Consider the following 15,638-nt stretch of genomic DNA (forward strand, 5'->3'; position numbering starts at 1 on the left):
TGGATTTATTGTCACCATGACAATCTGGACTCCCGACCTCACCCCTTTCGAGGGGCCCCTCTACCTCAAACTGGTCAAGGCCATCGAGCAGGCCATCGCCACCGGCATCCTCTCACCCGAGACCCGGCTGCCGACCCACAGGGCCCTGGCAGATAAGCTGGGGGTCACCGTGGGCACCGTCACCCGCGCCTACACCGAGGCGGAGCGACGGGGCCTGCTGGCGGCCCGGGTCGGGCACGGCACCTGGGTCAGGGGAGCGGCGGATCCCGCCAACGAATGGGTGATCCGCAATGAAGACAGCCAGCGCATCGAGTTGTGGCAGAACCTCCCGGTCCAGCTGGACAGGGGCGCCATCATCAGGCCCCTGCTCACCGAGCTGGCGCAGGGGGATCTCAACGGCCTGCTCGGTTATGACAAGGAGGCGGGACGCCCCGCACAGCGCCAGCTGTTCGTCGACTGGCTCGCCGAGCAGGGCATCACGGCGAGCGAAGATCGCCTGCTGTTCAGCCATGGTGCCCAGCACGGCATCATGCTGGCCCTGCTGGCCACCGGCTGCGTGGGAGAGACCCTGTTTTGCGAGGGACTGAGCTACCCCGGCATGCTGGGCAATGCACGCCAGCTCAAGAATCAGGTGGTGGGACTGGCGATGGATGAGGAGGGACTGCTGCCAGAGGCGCTGGATGCCGCGTGCCGTACCCGCCGGGCCAAGCTGCTCTACCTCACCCCCACCCTGCAAAACCCCACCACGGCCACCATGAGCCTGGCGCGACGCGACGCCATCGTCGCCATCGCCCGTCGCCACGATCTGCTGATCGTCGAGGATGACGTCAACGGCCTGCTGCCCGAAAGTGCGCTCCCTCCCCTGGTCAACCTGGCACCGGAGCGGGTCATCTACCTCGGCAGTCTCGCCAAGATCGCCTGCGGCGGCCTGCGGGTCGGCTTCGTGTTGTCCCCTCCCGCCCTTCGCAACGGCTTCGCCCAGGCGATGCGGCTGTCGAGCTGGATGGTGAGTCCGCTGCTCATCGAGCTGGCCTGCAAACTGGTGAGCCAGCGCCAGATCATGCCGCTCATCGAACACCAGCGAAAAATCCTGGCGCGCCGGGGTGAGCTCCTGCACCACCTGTTGCCGGGAGCGCGCTGGCAGCCGGGGTCCATGCACGCCTGGCTGCCGCTGCCCGAGCCCTGGCGCAGCCAGGAGTTTGCGGAGGCCGCCAACGCCCTTGACGTGGGGGTCGCCAGCGGAGAACACTTCGCCGCCGGCCAGTTTGCCGCCCCGCAGGGAGTACGCCTCAGCCTGAGTCAGCCCGCCACCGACGCCCGCGTCGCCGAAGGGCTGGAGCGCCTCGCCGGGCTGCTGAGGGGCACGCCGCCCACCAATCCCCTGCTATAGTCATTGACCCTGGCACCCGAGGAACCTTCATGTCTGCCGTCCGTCCCGCCCTGCTGATCGCGACCCTGCTGCTGGGAGGCTGCGCCTCCCCGGCCCATCAACAGCTTGGCGCCGCCCTGAGCGGGCTGGAGGGGGAGCTGACGCGGCTGGAGGAGGAGTTGGCAGCCATGAACGGCCTTCACTATCAAAAAGCCATCGACGCCCCGGTGGCGCTGCGCCGCTATCTCAAGGCCCCCGCACCGACGGCGGAGGGACTGGTGCCCGTGCAAAGCCGGCTGCAAGATGGCCCCCTGCTGCGCTACGACTACCGGCTGCCCGCCGGAATGACACAGCTGCCCACCGACAACCCCTGCCTGCGCTACGAGTTCGAGCTGCGCCGCCTCGGGCGCCTGGGCCAGCTCGAGCTCGCCTGGCAGGGAGAGTCGGGAGCCGGGGAGCTGCGAGTCCCCCAGCGGGACTGCCCCTTCTCGGCCAGGGGGCCCGGCCTTCAGTGATGCTTTCTTTGCCCTGCCCAAGGCTGGCACTGAGCCATTCCTGACCCAGGTGGGGTATTGACCCCCTCTGGCTCTCGCGGGAGAGTGGAGGCTAACTTTGAATCCAACCTCGCCCCCCCGACCGGCGAAGGAGCGTCAAAGATGCAGATCCTCCTCATCGAAGACGATGCCATGATGGGCTCGACCCTCACCCAGGGACTGAGTGATCTGGGGCTGCCCCCCACCGAGCTGTTCCACTGCAAAGAGATTGCAAGCCTGCCCGCCCTGCTGCGCCAGCACGCCTTCGATGCCATTCTTTGCCGCCAGTATCACCACCAGGCCCACGAGGGAGTCAGGCTGCTGCATGAAGCACACCACCTGGGCCTGCTCGCGCCCGGCTGCGTGCTCCTGCTGCTGGAGCAGGACGAGGACACCGGCCAGTTCCCCCCCTCCGACCTCTATTTCGCCCTGCGTCTGGCCGTGCCCTTCACCACGGAGCAGTTGGCGCACAGCCTGCAAGCGCTGCTGGCACTGACCACGGTGACCCGCCCCCTGGCCACCCCCATGACGCTCAGGGAGTGGCGCAGCGCCTGCGCCCAGTGCGAGGATCTGCTTTACCGGCACGCCAGCCACAAGGGGCTGGAAGCACAGATGGACAGGGTAAAGGGCTACATGCTGCTGCAAGCCGGGGAACGGGTGCAGGCCGCCCAGCACTACGCCATCTGCACCACGGAGCACGATGCCTGGTGGCCACGCCAGGGACTGAACCAGGCTCTGCTCGGGCTGAACCGGGTGGAGAGCGCCCACAAGGATCTGGCCCGCAACCGGGAGCGACTGCCCCCCGTCATCCATCAGGCGCTGGTTCTCGCCTGCCAACTGCACGAGGCGCAGTGGGATCCGGCCTGGGAAACCTTGTCAGGCTTGCTCCAACGCTGCCCCTGGCAGCCGCAGTGGCGCCAGGTGGCCATTTTGCTGGCCTTACTGCGAAGGGATGAAGGTCAGGTGCTGGCGCAGGCCAGCGATTTCATCCTGCGCTACTTCCCCAAACAGACGTTTCGCCACTCTGTCGAACGCTGCCTGCTGGATGCGACCCTGGCGGTGCTCTGGCATCCACCGGGAGAGGCCAGAGTTCATGGGCTGCAGCAGGCCCTGGAGGAGCTCGGCCAGCAGGCCGTGACCCTGCGGGCCCACGAGGAGGGGCTGCTGCGCGCCCTGATGCTGGGTCTGGATTATCGATTCGATGACGCCTTGATGCTGCTGGCCAAGCACCCGCCGGAGGCGGCGCGGGACAATCACCTCAACCAGTTGCTCGGGGTGGCCGTCAGCCAGTTCTGCGGGCTTCCCCACCATGCCCAGCGTTATCTGGCCCAGCTCGGCCAATATCAGGGGCCGGTGGCACAGACCCCGCTGTTGCAGGGGCTCATTTTGCAGGTGGTCGACGATCTGGCGCGGCAACTGGCGCAGCGGGAGCAGCTGCTGACCCAGCTGCGCGAGGAGCGGCAACGGGCCATGACCACGGGTCAGCTCCAGCTCGCCGTGCAGAGTGCTCTGACCCTGCAGGAGCGATTCCCGGCCCAGGCGGGGGATGCCTGGCAACTGCTGGTATTGCTGACCCAGTGCTGGCCCGCCGGCATGGCGGCCCCGGCGGTGGCCCGCCTGGTGGACAGGCTGGAGCAGCGTCTCAACCACAGTGCCGCCTTCCTGGAACACCATGGGAACGCCTATCGGGAGACCCTGCAACAGGTGAGATCCCACCTAGCCCCCAAACTGCCGCCCCTCGGTCCCCATCAGGGCCTATAGCCATCCAGGGCGGTGCATGCCGCCCTGGCAGGTGCGTTACAACAAGCCCCGCACCAGGATCCCCGCGATCAGCAGGGGGGCGACCAGCCGCCAGCACCAGAGCAGCGCACCACGCATCAGCGGCGAGAGATCCGCAGGCACAATACTGTCCCCCAGCTTCCAGCCAAGCAGCAGGGTCAGCACCAGACCGAACAGGGGCATCATCAGGTTGGAGGTGAGGTAATCCAGCAGATCGAACAGGGTCTTGCCAAACAGGGTGTAGTCAGCCCAGGGCCCGAACGACAGACTGACCGGAATGCCGCAGGCCATGATGAGCAGGGTCAGGACCCGGCAGGCATTGCGGCGCGACCAGCCCCACTCCTCGGTGGTGAAGCGCACCAGGTGCTCCAGCATGGAGATGGAGGAGGAGAGCGCCGCCACCAGCAGCAGCAGGAAGAAGATCACCGCCAGCCCCTGACCGAACGGCAGGTGGTTGAACACCGCCGGCATGGTCATGAAGGTGAGGCCGGGGCCGGCGGCAGGATCGATGCCGGTGGAGGCCAGCACCGGGAAGATCATCAGCCCCGCCAGCACCGAGATGCAGCTCGCCAGGGTGACCACCCAGACCCCGGAGCGCAGCGCCCCGTCACTGCTCGGCAGGTAGGCGCCATAGGTGGTGTGTACCCCGAGGCCAATGGAGAGGGAGAAGAACGCCAGCCCCAGGGCGTCGAGCACCCCCTGCCCCGTCAGGTGGGAAAAGTCGGGCATCAGGAACTGGCGTACCCCGGCCATGGCCCCCGGCATTGAGAGCCCGGTCACCACCAGGAGCAGCATCATCACGAACAGGGCCGGCATCATCCAGCGCAGCGCCCGCTCCACCCCCTGTTGCAGCCCTCCCTGCACGAACCACCAGGTGAGCCCGGCGAAGACGAGATGGGTGAGGGCCGGCCAGAGGGGATCGCTCACATAACCGGTAAAGAGTGCGGTGAGGGTGCTCGCCTCACTCAGGTTGAGCTCGCCGCCCACGGCCAGGGCTGCATAGCCCACGGTCCAGCCCCCCACCACGCTGTAGAAGCTGTAGATGAAGAAGCCACACAGGATCCCCATGTAACCCATCCAGCGCCAGTTCGGCCCCACCAGCTTGTGGAAGGCGCCGAGCACGCCGCGCTGGCTGCGGCTGCCGAGCAGGGTCTCCCCCACCAGCACCGCGACCCCCAGGGTGAAGCTGAAGAGCAGGAACACCAGCAGGAAGGCACCGCCACCGTTGGTGGCTGTCACATAGGGAAACTTCCAGATGGCGCCAAGGCCGATCGCCGAGCCGGCGGCCGCCAGCACATGACCAATACGGGAAGACCACTGAACCTGGCTCATACAACCTCCGGGCAAGACAACATCAGTTCGATACTCCATGGCTAGACGCGGTGTGCGCCGCAACAAAAAAGGCCGCCTGAGGGCGACCTTGGCAATGAACAGTCAGACAAACGACACCTGCAAGGTCACCTCTCCAGGAAGGGGCTAAATCGGCCACAGAGAGCGATAAGGGGTGACATGGGAGGGCGACGCCTGCACGGTAAAAAGGAGCCACAGCCTAAACCATGGCAAGAGAAGTTGACAGGAAATAGTCTAAAACAGAACCAAAAACAGATTTAACCAAAATAAAATATCGAAATTTCAGACAGTTACTCTGTTAATTTTTAATTAACAGATTTTTATAAAGAGTCAATCCTGCCACCCCACTCCCCGGCCAGCCCGGCCGGGGAGTGGCAGAGATGACCAAGCCTCCCTACACCAGGCCGCGCACCAGAATGCCGCCAATGAGCAGGGGAGCCAGCCAGCGCCAGCAGCCCATCAGCAGTGCCCGCCAGTGGGGAGCCAGCCCTTCGGGCAGCGCCTGGCGACCGAGCCGCCAGCCCAGCAGCAGCGTCAGGGCCAGCCCGAACAGGGGCATCATCAGGTTGGAGGTGATGAAGTCCAGCAACTCGAAGATGTTCTTGCCAAACAGGGTCAGGGTGGCCCAGGGACCGAACGACAGGCTCACCGGGATGCCACCCGCCATCACCAGGGCAATGACCAGGTTGCACGCCGCGCGGCGGGACCAGCCCAGGCTCTCGCACAGGAAGCACTGCAAGTGCTCCAGCAGGGAGATGGAGGAGGAGAGCGCCGCCACCACCAGCAGGGAGAAGAACACCACCGCCAGCCCCTGGCCGAAGGGCAGTTGCTGGAACACCGCCGGCATGGTCATGAAGGTGAGGCCCGGGCCCGAGGCCGGGTCAATACCGGTCGCCGCCAGTACCGGGAAGATCATCAGGCCCGCCAGCACGGCGATGACGCTCGCCAGCAGCACCACCCAGAGGCTGGAGCGACCGACCCCTTCACTGGAAGGCAGGTAGGCGCCATAGGTGGTGTGGATGCCAAGGCCGATGGAGAGGGAGAAAAAGGCCAGCCCCATGGCGTCCAGCACACCCGACATGCCGAGCTTGCTGAAATCGGGCATCAGGAAGTGGCGCACCCCGGCCATGGCGCCCGGCAGGGTAAGGCCGAAGGCCACCAGCAGCAGGATCATGATGAAGAGGGCCGGCATCATCCAGCGCAGGGTGCGCTCCACCCCTTGTTGCACGCCGCCCCGCACGAACCACCAGGTCAAGCCGGCAAACAGCAGGTGGGTCAGCACCGGCCAGAGCGGATCACCGACGTAGTCGTTGAAACGGGCGGTCAGTGCCGTGCCGTCCCCCTGTTGCAGCTCCCCCGCCAGGGCCATGCCCGTGTACCCCAGGGTCCAGCCGCCCACCACGCTGTAGAAACAGAAGATGAGCAGGCTGCACAGCAAGCCCATGGCACCGACCCAGCGCCAGCGCCTGCCCATCAGTTCACCAAAGGCGCCCACCACCCCGCGCCGGGTCAGGCTGCCGATCAGGGTCTCCCCCATCAGCACCGCCACCCCCAGGGTGAAGCTGAACAGCAGAAAGACCAGCAGGAAGGCGCCGCCACCGTTGGCGGCGGTGACATAGGGGAACTTCCAGATGGCGCCGAGACCGACCGCGGAACCTGCGGCGGCCAGGATGTAACCGAGCCGGGATGACCATTGGGACTGCTTCATAAGAACTCCACGGGAAGGGCCTGCCAGCGAGGCCCGAAATGGCGCTCAGAGTACGCCCGCGGGCGCGCAATCACTCGGCGTATATCCGATATAAAACTCAGTTTTTAGCATCATTAACCAATAAAATTCGGATAACCAACCAATCGTGCCACAAAATAAAAACCGGAGCGGGGATGCTCCGGTTTGTTGTCTGCCCGGGTCTGGCGGGATTAGATCACCCCCAGCTCCCGCAGCCGCTCCATCAGATAGCTGTGGGCGGTGTGACGCTCCGAGAGCACCACATCCGGACGGGGGTGCAGGAAGAGCGGCAAGGAGATGCGGGACTTGGCGGCACTGCCCCCGGTCGGGTTGATGACCCTGTGGGTGGTGGAGGGGTAATAGCCGCGGGAGGCCTCCTGCAGCATGTCACCGATGTTGATGATGAGGGTGCCGAAATCGCAGGGCACATCCATCCACTCCCCGTCTGAACCTTTCACCTGCAGGCCCGGCTCGTTGGAGGCGGGCAGAATGGTCAGCAGGTTGATGTCTTCATGGGCGGCGGCGCGGATGGCGCCCGGCTCCTCGGTGCCGTCGAAGGGCGGGTAGTGCAGCACCCGAAGCAGGGTCTTGTGGCTCTCTTCGATCATGGAGGAGAGCGGGCAGCTGTAGTGGGCGGCGATGTCGCCCGGGGTGTGCTGCTCCACCCAGCCCAGCAGCTCGGCGGCCAGATTGTTGGCGAGGCGGTAGTACTCCATCGCCTGCTCTTTCAGCTCTGCCGGCATCTGGCCCCAGGGATAGATGTGGAAGTACTCCTTGATGTCCTTCTGGCTGTGGCCCTTGGCCACCTCGGACACCGAAGGCGGGAAGTAGCCGTCCTGGGTCTCGCGATTGAACAGGAAATCCTGCTTCTGTTCGCTCATGAAGAAGCGATACCAGTTGTCATAGATGGACTGCACCAGCTCCTTCGGGATGGGGTGGTGAGTCAGCACTCCGAAGCCGGTGGTGCGCAGGGATTCGGTGAAGCGCTCGGCCGCATCGGGGGAGCGATAATCGACGGTCAGGACTTTCATTGTTTTTATGTTACATGCCAGTTAAAAGTAGGCGCAGTTTACCCTGCCTCCCCCGGCAAGAAAAGGCTGCCGGAAGCCCGTCTACAACGGCTTGAAAATACTGATAAAAACATCATGATACGGCCCCCTCGCCCGGTGCTTGTCCCGGACGGGCCTCCTCTTCTAGAATGCCCCACCCCCTTTGCTGTCGGAGCCCCCTCATGTCCCCCAAGATCCTGTTGTTGACCCTTCCCTTCCTGCTCGCCGGGTGCAGTTCCCTCTCGGAGGAGGAGTGCCGTGCCATGAGCTGGTACAACCAGGGCTATCAGGACGGGGAGCAGGGCAAGACCCGGAGCGCCACCCGCGACTATCAGAAGACCTGCGGGGAGTACGGCCTCAAGGTGGATGAGGCGGAGTGGCAGCGCGGCTACGCCAAGGGGCTGGAGCTCTATTGCATCCCCGAGCTTGCCTACAGCAAGGGACGGGAGGGGAGCGAATACCTGGGGGTCTGCCCCAACGACACCAGCTTCCTCACCCAGTTCGAGCGCGGCCGCAAGGAGTACCTGCTGGAGCAGCGCCTCGGCGAATTGCAGCAGGAGCTGGAGCGCACCGAGCGGAGCATCCACCAGCTGGATCAGCAGATCCGGGGCGAGAGCGACAGCCGCCAGCGCGACTACTACCGTGCCCAGCGCGAGCGCGCCATCCGTCACTACGAAGGAGTATACCGGGACTACAATCGGCTGCGCTTCCCGGATCGGGTGATCCAGTTCTCCTTCGGGAGCTGACAAAAAGGGGCCGACATGGCCCCTTTCTGTTTATGCCGCAGACTGTTTTTCCCCTCAGGCCGGCAGGACCCAGCGCTGCAACGCCAGGGCGATGCCATCCTCGTTGTGATCCGCGGTGACCCGGTCTGCATGGGCCTGGATCTGGGGCGCCGCATTGCCCATGGCCACCGCCAGCCCCACCTGCTCGAACATGCTGATGTCGTTGTTGTTGTCGCCAAAGGCCACCAGGTTCTCCATGGCGATCCCCTCCCTCGCGGCCCACTGGGCCAGCCGGTTGCCCTTGCTGCAACCTGGCTGCACCAGCTCCACCGCATAGGGGGCCGCCCAGTCACGGGTGAAGGGCAATCTCTCCACCACCTCCCCGACGAAACGGTGCAACCGGCCGGGATCCTGGTTGAACAACTCCAGCTTCCAGATGGGGGACTGCAACCAGGACTCGATATCCTCGGCGGGCAGCAGGGAGACCTTGAGGTGATCCGGCTGGGTTGCCGACCAGCGCCGCATCCGGCCCACGTGCTCCTCGCAGCCCAGGTAGCCGATGCCGTCCCCCAGGTGGAACAGCGCCCCCATCTGCTGGGCTTGCACCTCCTCCAGCAGGGTGGTGAGAGGCGCCACGGCCAGGGGATCCCCGGCGAGGATCCTCTCCTGCACCGGATCATAGAGGTAGGCACCGTTGCTGCAGATGATGGGGGTGTCGAGGGCCAGCTCGTGGTGGAAGGGACGGGCCGTCATGAAGTGGCGACCCGTCACCAGCAGCACCTTGATGTCGTGGGCCCGGGCCTGGGCCAGGGCCGCCCGGGTAGCGGACGAGATCTTGTGATCCCGGTTCAGCAGGGTACCGTCCATGTCCAATGCAATGGCCTGATAACGACTCATATCACCTCCAAGAATGTCGAGACGGGTGCGGCGCCATCCCTCCCGTTTCCAGTGCCATGACGACACATCTCACCGCCGGGAATGCGGACTGGGCATCGCAAGGCCCATGATGGGAGACGCGCTCGCCGGGGGGCGGGAACAGCGGAGCAAAGAGCCATACCGTCCCAGACTCGGCGCCGCGATGCAAGTCCGGCCCGCCATCCCGTCGCCGAACTGTGATCCCCGCGCCCTTCGTCAGCCCGCCTCGGCGCACCCGGCCACGGCGTTTCGCCTGTCCGCCCGTCTGCGCAATCCGTAGAAACCGAGGGCACAGATCACGCCGCAGAGGCCGGCCAGGTAGAAGGGCCACTCGGTCCCCGCCAGCAGCACCAGGCTGCCCAGCACCACCGCCAGGATCTCGCTGCCCACCGCCAGACCGCGGTAGAGCCCCATCGCCTGCCCCTGCTGGCTGGCATGGCTGCGGTTGGAGACCGCCACCGAGGTGGCCAGCTCCCCCAGGCTCATGCCGATGCCCGCCGGGATGAAGGTGAGCGCGAGCCCCCACCACTGGGTCGGCAGGATGAACATCAGCATGCCCGCCGCCATCACCAGGTGGCCGACGATGCCAAGGGAGCTGCCGCGCCAGTGCCGTGCCAACTGCTCACCGATCCAGGAGCCCAGCATCATGGGCACACTCACCAGCACGGCGGCCTGGGCCAGTTGCACCGGATCCCATGCCAGCCGCTCCACCAGCCAGACATTGAAGTAGGTGAAGTAGAGCTGCACCGCCCCGTAGCTTGCCAGGGTCAAGGCAAAGTAGGGCAGGAGACGAGGTTGCAGCAGCAGTTGGCGGGTCGAGAGGGGAGCCTCATCCCGGGTCGCCGGCACCGGGGGACGATTGGGCAGCAGCCAGAACACCAGCAGCAGGTTGATCACCGTCATCCCCACCGCCAGCCAGGCCGCCAGGCTGTAATCCCCCGAGACCACGGCCGCATAGCCTCCGATCATGGGGCCCACCACCCAGCCCAGGTTCATGCCGATGTTGATGCGGGCGAAGTTGCGGGCCTTGGTCCTGGCCGTGCTCATGTCCGCCGCCATCGCCTGCACGATGGCGATGTCGCCGTTGAAGAAGCCCTCCACCACCCGGCTCAGCAGCAAGAGCGGCAGGGAACGCCAGGCGATGCCGAGGGCCATCAGCACATACCCCGCCAGCACCCCCACCAGACAGAGTGTCAGCACCGGCTTGCGCCCATGGCGATCGGAGAGGCGGCCAAGCAAGGGGGCCCCCAGCAGTTGAAACAACGGATAGAGCCCCATGATGACGCCAAGCCACACCTTGCGGCTCCAGTCCGACGCCTGTGGCGTCAGCATGCCCTGGGCCGGATCCAGCAGCAGCGGCGCCAGGACGGGGGAAGGCAGGCTGAACCCCGCCACCGCCAGCGTCACCGTCATCACCAATACCCAGAGGGTCACCTGTCCCTTGATCCCTTCCATCTTCGCCTCATTAAATAAAGTTATCGGTTTATTTATATTGTGAGGGGTCGTCCATTAAGTAAAGCAGATTGTTGATTTAAATCGCCCTGCTACCCATAATGACCTCATCCAGGCGGTCACCGCACCGATACCCACCACCGGAGCCCCCATGAACGCCAGTACCGACAAGATCCTCTATCTGCTGAAAACCCGCGGCCCCCAGAGCGCCGCCGAACTCGGCGACCAGTTGCAGATGACGTCCATGGGGGCGCGCCAGCACCTGATGGCCCTGGAGTCCGAGGGCTGGGTGGGGTTTAGTGACGAGGCCCGCGGCCGTGGTCGCCCGGTGCGCCTGTGGCACCTCACCGACCAGGCCTGGCAACGCTTCCCCGACACCCATGGCGATCTGACCCTGCAACTGATCGACGACATCCGGCAGGTGTTTGGCGACGCGGGCATGGAGCAGCTCATCACGCGGCGGGAGCAGCAGATGCAGGCACGCTATGAATCCAGGCTGACCCAGCCGGCGCTGGCAGACAGGCTGATGACGCTCAAGGCGCTGCGCACCCAGGAGGGGTATATGGCGGACATGTCGCAGGAGGAGGACGGCAGCTGGCTGTGGTGGGAGAGTCACTGCCCCATCTGCAGTGCGGCCAGGGCCTGTCGGGGCTTTTGCCGCAGCGAGCTGGCGCTGTTTCGCCGGTTGCTGGCGCCGGCCGAGGTGGAGCGGGAGCAGTATCTGCTGGAGGGGGACAGCCGCTGTCTCTATCGCATCCGGCCGCCCCGCCCCTGAGCGGGCGGAACGCAAAAACAACAAAGCAGGCGCCGGGATGCCTGCTTTGTTGCCTTCGGGGAGGGGGTGCTCTCGTTCCAGCCCGTTGTTTCCCGATAAGGTCGAACGGCTGATGGGGCTCTTGACCCGGTAAGGTCCTTCACCACAGGTGCCTGGTCGGGCGCCTGTCTTGCCACCGGAAGATGTAACCATGGTACTCCCCGCGATGCGGTGAGTGGTTGTGAAGTAGCAGGTATTTTCAGTTGTTTTTGCAATAGTTCACCCTTAATCTAGGAAAAGTGGATTAGTAATTGCGAAGAGGTACGGAGAATGCTGAAACTTGATCGTATAGACAGGCATATTCTGGAGCTGATGCAGGAAAATGGCCGCATCAGCAACCTGGAGCTGGCCGAGCTGGTCGGGCTCTCTCCCTCCCCCTGCTCGCGCCGGGTCAAGGCGCTGGAGGATGCCGGTCTCATCGATACCCATGTCACCCTGCTCAATGCCCGCCAACTGGGGCTGACCCTCACCGCCTACATTCACATTTCCATGGACAGGCACACTCCGGAGCGGTTCGAGAACTTCGATCGCGCCGTCAAGGATCTGCCCGAGGTGCTGGAGTGCGACCTCATCACCGGCAACGATGCGGATTACCAGCTCAAGGTGGTGGTGCGGGACATGGAGCACTACCAGCACTTCCTGCTGGACAAGCTGACCCACATCTCCGGCGTGACCGGGGTGCGTTCAAGCTTCGTGCTGCGCCGCATCAAGCACAAGACCGCCCTGCCCCTCAACCACCTGGGCTGACCCACCCCTCATCCGGGGAGCACCAAAAGCAAGAGGAGGCCCGGGCCTCCTCTTCTTGTCTCTGCTATCAAGGGCATTCGCGGTCAACACCGCCCCCGGGCGCCCTCGCGCCGCCAGGTGGCGAACGCCTCGTCATGCCTCGACCTGGCTGACGTCCTGCACCTGCAGCAACCAGCCGCTCTGCTCCTGCAGGGGTTCGCCACGCAGCCGCAGCCGCTCACCGGTCGACACCCACTGCCCTTTAGGCAGAGATATTTCCAGGCTCTCGCTGCCGTTGTCGAACACCCAGCGATCGGCGCCCAACGACTCCATCAAGTACCCTTCCATCTCCACTCTGGACTCGGCCTGCCAGGAGGGGGAGGCGGTATCACGGCTCTCGATGAAATCCCCCTGAACACCAAAGCTGGCCAGCCCCCACAGAATGGAGAGCCCGACGATGGATGATTGCATCTCTCTCTCCTGTTGGTTTGCTACCTTGAGGGCCAGTATGGGAAGAGAAAAATGAGTGCACCATGAACAAGGTGCCAAAGTGCTGGCAAGATCGCGAAAAAAACCGGCCCCATGGCCGGTCATGTCATTTTATGTCGTACAGGTCACACTACTTGGCCGCTTCTTCTGCCATCCGTGCAGCCCTTGGTTTATTTGTCCACATGGCCACCCCGCGGTGATCCGCACAGATCCCCTCGTCGGTGACCGCCCGCACCCGGACCCCGTCCTTGCAGATGGCCTGCCAGGCATCGGCATCGTCGATCTGCAGCTCGGAACGGGGATAGGAGGTATCGGCGCAGGCGCACAGCAGGATGGCAAACAGAGGCAGCAGGGATTGCATGGGTTTCATCGGGTCACTCCTGACGGGAAAAGGGATCAGCGCCCCAGCTGCGCCGCCACGCGATCGCAAAGCTGCTTGAGCTGGGCCAACTCAGCATCGGCCAGATCCACCTGATTGCGCAAGCTGTCCGCCAGACAGCACTCCCTGACCTCCTGCTGCAACTGGCGTCCCGCCTCGGTCAGACTGATGCACTTTTGCCGCTCATCCTCGTGGGAGACGGTTCGGGTCAGCCACCCCTTGCTCTCCAGCCGCTTGACGATGGGGGTCAGGGTGCCCGCATCCAGTCCGGTCTCCTGCCCTATCTCCTTGAGGCTGACCTCGTCCCGGGCCCAGAGCGAGAGCATCACCAGGTACTGGGTATAGGTGAGATCCAGCTTGTCCAGCAGCGGCCGATAGGCACGCATCACCGCATTGGAGGCGCTGTAGAGGGCAAAACAGACCTGCTTTTTCAATTCGCTCATGGAGGACCTCGCTGACGACAAGGGGGGCAGTATACCCCATCAACTTCGGGGCTGAATAGTTTGCACACAAAACAGTTGCCAGCCCCCGCGTTCAGGACTACCCTGATTTTAGTTTGCACACAAACAAAAATGCCAGGCCGCCGCCCGACGCGCGGCCCCACTGCCGGAGAATGCCCATGAATGCCATCAGCCATCAAATCCAACTGCTGCGTCGCCCCACCGGTCTCCCCACCCTGGAGGACTTCGCCCTCCGGGACGTGCCCCTGCCCGCCCTGCAGGAGGGAGAGGTGCAGGTCGCCAACCAGTGGCTGTCGGTGGACCCCTACATGCGCGGCCGCATGAGCGAGGCAAAAAGCTACGTTCCTCCCTTCCCCCTCAACGGTCCCCTCGACGGCGGCGCCATCGGCACGGTACAGGCATCGCGCCACCCCGATTTCAAGGTGGGGGACAAGGTGAGCAGCATGCTGGGCTGGCGGGATGCCTTCGTGGCAAACGCCGCCCAGCTCACCCGCCTGCCCGACACCACCCTGCCGCCCCAGCGCTTCCTCGGCGCCCTCGGCATGCCGGGCATGACCGCCTGGGCGGGCCTGCACAAGGTGGCACACCTGAAGGCCGGTGAAACCCTGCTGGTCTCGGCAGCCTCCGGGGCGGTCGGCACCATGGCGGTCCAGCTCGCCAAGCAGGCGGGGGCCAGGGTCATCGGCTCCACCGGCTCGGCCGACAAGGTCGCCTACCTCAAGACCCTGGGAGCCGATGCGGTGATCAACTACCGGGAGACCCCTGATCTCGACGCCGAGCTGGCCCGCCTCGCCCCCGAAGGCATCCACGTCTACTTCGAGAACGTGGGGGGCGCCATGCTGGATGCCGCCCTCAACCACCTGGTGGTGCACGGGCGCATCGTGCTGTGCGGCCTCATCGAGCAGTACAACAGCAACGGCCAGGCCAGCGGCCCGCGCAACCTCTCCCAGGTGATCCGCAAGCGCATCCTGATGCAGGGGCTGCTGGTCTCCGATCACTGGCAACACTACGGGGCGTTCCTGGCCGAGGCCATGCCGGCCTTCGAGGCGGGCACCCTCCAGGCCGAGGAGACCGTCAGCGAGGGGCTGGCCAGCATGCCGCAAGCCTTTATCGGACTGTTCCAGGGCCGCAATACCGGCAAGATGCTGGTCAGACTGCCCTGATCCGGAGGCATTTCCCATCTATTTAACAGATAGAATATCGCCAGACCCATCCATTTAAGCGATGGAAAATCGGCATCCGATCGCCCTTGAACAGGCGGCTTGCACAACGGGCCCATCCCCCCTAAGGTAGGCCCGTTTTCCCTGGCGCACCCCGCCGTCTCAGCAAGGAGCCTCCCCTATGTCTACCCCCTATCCCCGCGTCGGTGTCGGCGTCATTCTCACCAATGGCCAGGGCCAGGTACTGCTTGGCAAGCGCAAGGGCAGCCATGCCCCCTACTGGTCCATCGCAGGCGGTCATCTGGAATTGGGGGAGACCTTCGAGTCGGCAGCCATCCGGGAGGTGGCGGAGGAGACCGGCTTCGTCATCCACCAGCCTCGCGTCATCGCCGTCACCAACAACCTGGAGACCTGGCGCGAGAGCGGCCTGCACTACATCTCGGTCACCTTGCTGGCAGAGGTGGACGGGGAGCCGCAACTGCTGGAGCCGGAAAAATGCGAGGGCTGGAGCTGGTGCGACCCGCACACTCTGCCCGAGCCTCACTTCGATGCCAGTCGCCAGTCCATCGCCTGCTGGCTGGCGGGACAATGCTACCTGCCCCAGGCACAACCGGCCCCCTGACCCTCACCGGCAGGCTGCCGCGCGTCACCCCGGTACCTCTCGTCTGCTGGCGGAGGCGACCAGCCCCCCGCCAGCCCCTGTTGATGGCA

At 64.8% G+C, this 15,638-nt stretch carries 16 protein-coding genes; 8 read left to right on the top strand and 8 right to left on the bottom strand.

Features of this window, described 5'->3' with window-relative positions:
• Window positions 1-16: 16 nt before the first annotated feature.
• The 3 genes from J9892_RS11895 to J9892_RS11905 all read left to right on the top strand — a co-directional run bounded on the left by J9892_RS11895 (window position 17) and on the right by J9892_RS11905 (window position 3,663).
• The gene (locus tag J9892_RS11895) at window positions 17-1,390 is read left to right on the top strand and encodes a PLP-dependent aminotransferase family protein (protein WP_161470179.1); all 1,374 of its coding nucleotides are present in this window, start codon (window positions 17-19) and stop codon (window positions 1,388-1,390) included.
• A gap of 29 nt (window positions 1,391-1,419) precedes the next feature.
• The gene (locus tag J9892_RS11900; RefSeq protein WP_041211035.1) at window positions 1,420-1,884 is read left to right on the top strand and encodes a hypothetical protein; all 465 of its coding nucleotides are present in this window, start codon (window positions 1,420-1,422) and stop codon (window positions 1,882-1,884) included.
• A 141-nt stretch (window positions 1,885-2,025) separates the two neighbouring features.
• Window positions 2,026-3,663, top strand: coding sequence for a hypothetical protein (locus J9892_RS11905; RefSeq protein ID WP_210538377.1), 1,638 nt, complete (start codon window positions 2,026-2,028; stop codon window positions 3,661-3,663).
• A gap of 36 nt (window positions 3,664-3,699) precedes the next feature.
• Here J9892_RS11905 and J9892_RS11910 read toward each other — a convergent pair whose 3' ends face one another.
• From J9892_RS11910 to J9892_RS11920, 3 genes are all read right to left on the bottom strand, one after another.
• On the bottom strand, window positions 3,700-5,013 hold the full coding sequence (locus J9892_RS11910; protein WP_041211033.1) for a sodium-dependent transporter: 1,314 nt from the start codon (window positions 5,011-5,013) through the stop codon (window positions 3,700-3,702).
• Between the two features lie 412 nt (window positions 5,014-5,425).
• Entirely contained in the window at window positions 5,426-6,739 is a 1,314-nt protein-coding gene (locus tag J9892_RS11915) for a sodium-dependent transporter (protein ID WP_128272362.1), read from the bottom strand.
• 209 nt (window positions 6,740-6,948) lie between these two features.
• Window positions 6,949-7,788, bottom strand: coding sequence for a 2OG-Fe(II) oxygenase family protein (locus J9892_RS11920; protein ID WP_151028214.1), 840 nt, complete (start codon window positions 7,786-7,788; stop codon window positions 6,949-6,951).
• A 200-nt stretch (window positions 7,789-7,988) separates the two neighbouring features.
• Here J9892_RS11920 and J9892_RS11925 point away from each other — a divergent pair, with 200 nt between their 5' ends.
• Window positions 7,989-8,552, top strand: a complete 564-nt coding sequence (locus J9892_RS11925; RefSeq protein ID WP_010672898.1) for a DUF2799 domain-containing protein — start codon at window positions 7,989-7,991, stop codon at window positions 8,550-8,552.
• Between the two features lie 54 nt (window positions 8,553-8,606).
• Here the strand turns inward: J9892_RS11925 and J9892_RS11930 are convergent, their stop codons facing one another.
• Both J9892_RS11930 and J9892_RS11935 read right to left on the bottom strand, forming a co-directional pair.
• Window positions 8,607-9,428: a Cof-type HAD-IIB family hydrolase gene (locus J9892_RS11930; RefSeq protein ID WP_049635931.1), complete on the bottom strand. Its 822-nt coding sequence runs from the start codon at window positions 9,426-9,428 to the stop codon at window positions 8,607-8,609.
• A gap of 234 nt (window positions 9,429-9,662) precedes the next feature.
• A complete protein-coding gene (locus J9892_RS11935) occupies window positions 9,663-10,901 on the bottom strand; it encodes an MFS transporter (protein ID WP_210538378.1) in 1,239 nt (412 codons plus the stop codon).
• 148 nt (window positions 10,902-11,049) lie between these two features.
• Between J9892_RS11935 and J9892_RS11940 the strand changes: the two genes are divergently transcribed.
• Window positions 11,050-11,673 (top strand): metalloregulator ArsR/SmtB family transcription factor, encoded by a 624-nt coding sequence (locus tag J9892_RS11940; protein WP_041214535.1) that lies wholly within the window; start codon window positions 11,050-11,052, stop codon window positions 11,671-11,673.
• A gap of 309 nt (window positions 11,674-11,982) precedes the next feature.
• On the top strand, window positions 11,983-12,459 hold the full coding sequence (locus tag J9892_RS11945) for an Lrp/AsnC family transcriptional regulator (RefSeq protein ID WP_010672894.1): 477 nt from the start codon (window positions 11,983-11,985) through the stop codon (window positions 12,457-12,459).
• Between the two features lie 132 nt (window positions 12,460-12,591).
• On the opposite strand, the gene J9892_RS11950 is transcribed toward J9892_RS11945, so the two are convergent.
• The 3 genes from J9892_RS11950 to J9892_RS11960 form a co-directional block, all read right to left on the bottom strand.
• Window positions 12,592-12,909: a hypothetical protein gene (locus J9892_RS11950; protein ID WP_041211026.1), complete on the bottom strand. Its 318-nt coding sequence runs from the start codon at window positions 12,907-12,909 to the stop codon at window positions 12,592-12,594.
• A gap of 148 nt (window positions 12,910-13,057) precedes the next feature.
• The gene (locus J9892_RS11955) at window positions 13,058-13,288 is read right to left on the bottom strand and encodes a hypothetical protein (RefSeq protein ID WP_029313696.1); all 231 of its coding nucleotides are present in this window, start codon (window positions 13,286-13,288) and stop codon (window positions 13,058-13,060) included.
• Between the two features lie 35 nt (window positions 13,289-13,323).
• Window positions 13,324-13,749, bottom strand: coding sequence for a MarR family transcriptional regulator (locus J9892_RS11960; RefSeq protein ID WP_029313694.1), 426 nt, complete (start codon window positions 13,747-13,749; stop codon window positions 13,324-13,326).
• Window positions 13,750-13,925: 176 nt separating this feature from the next.
• On the opposite strand from J9892_RS11960, the gene J9892_RS11965 reads away from it, so the two are divergent.
• On the top strand, window positions 13,926-14,930 hold the full coding sequence (locus J9892_RS11965; protein WP_049635933.1) for an NADP-dependent oxidoreductase: 1,005 nt from the start codon (window positions 13,926-13,928) through the stop codon (window positions 14,928-14,930).
• Between the two features lie 178 nt (window positions 14,931-15,108).
• Entirely contained in the window at window positions 15,109-15,549 is a 441-nt protein-coding gene (locus J9892_RS11970) for an NUDIX hydrolase (RefSeq protein ID WP_104455281.1), read from the top strand.
• Window positions 15,550-15,638: the final 89 nt, after the last annotated feature.

The organism is Aeromonas sp. Prich7-2 (genome assembly GCF_017939255.1).
GTDB classification, from domain to species: domain Bacteria; phylum Pseudomonadota; class Gammaproteobacteria; order Enterobacterales; family Aeromonadaceae; genus Aeromonas; species Aeromonas caviae.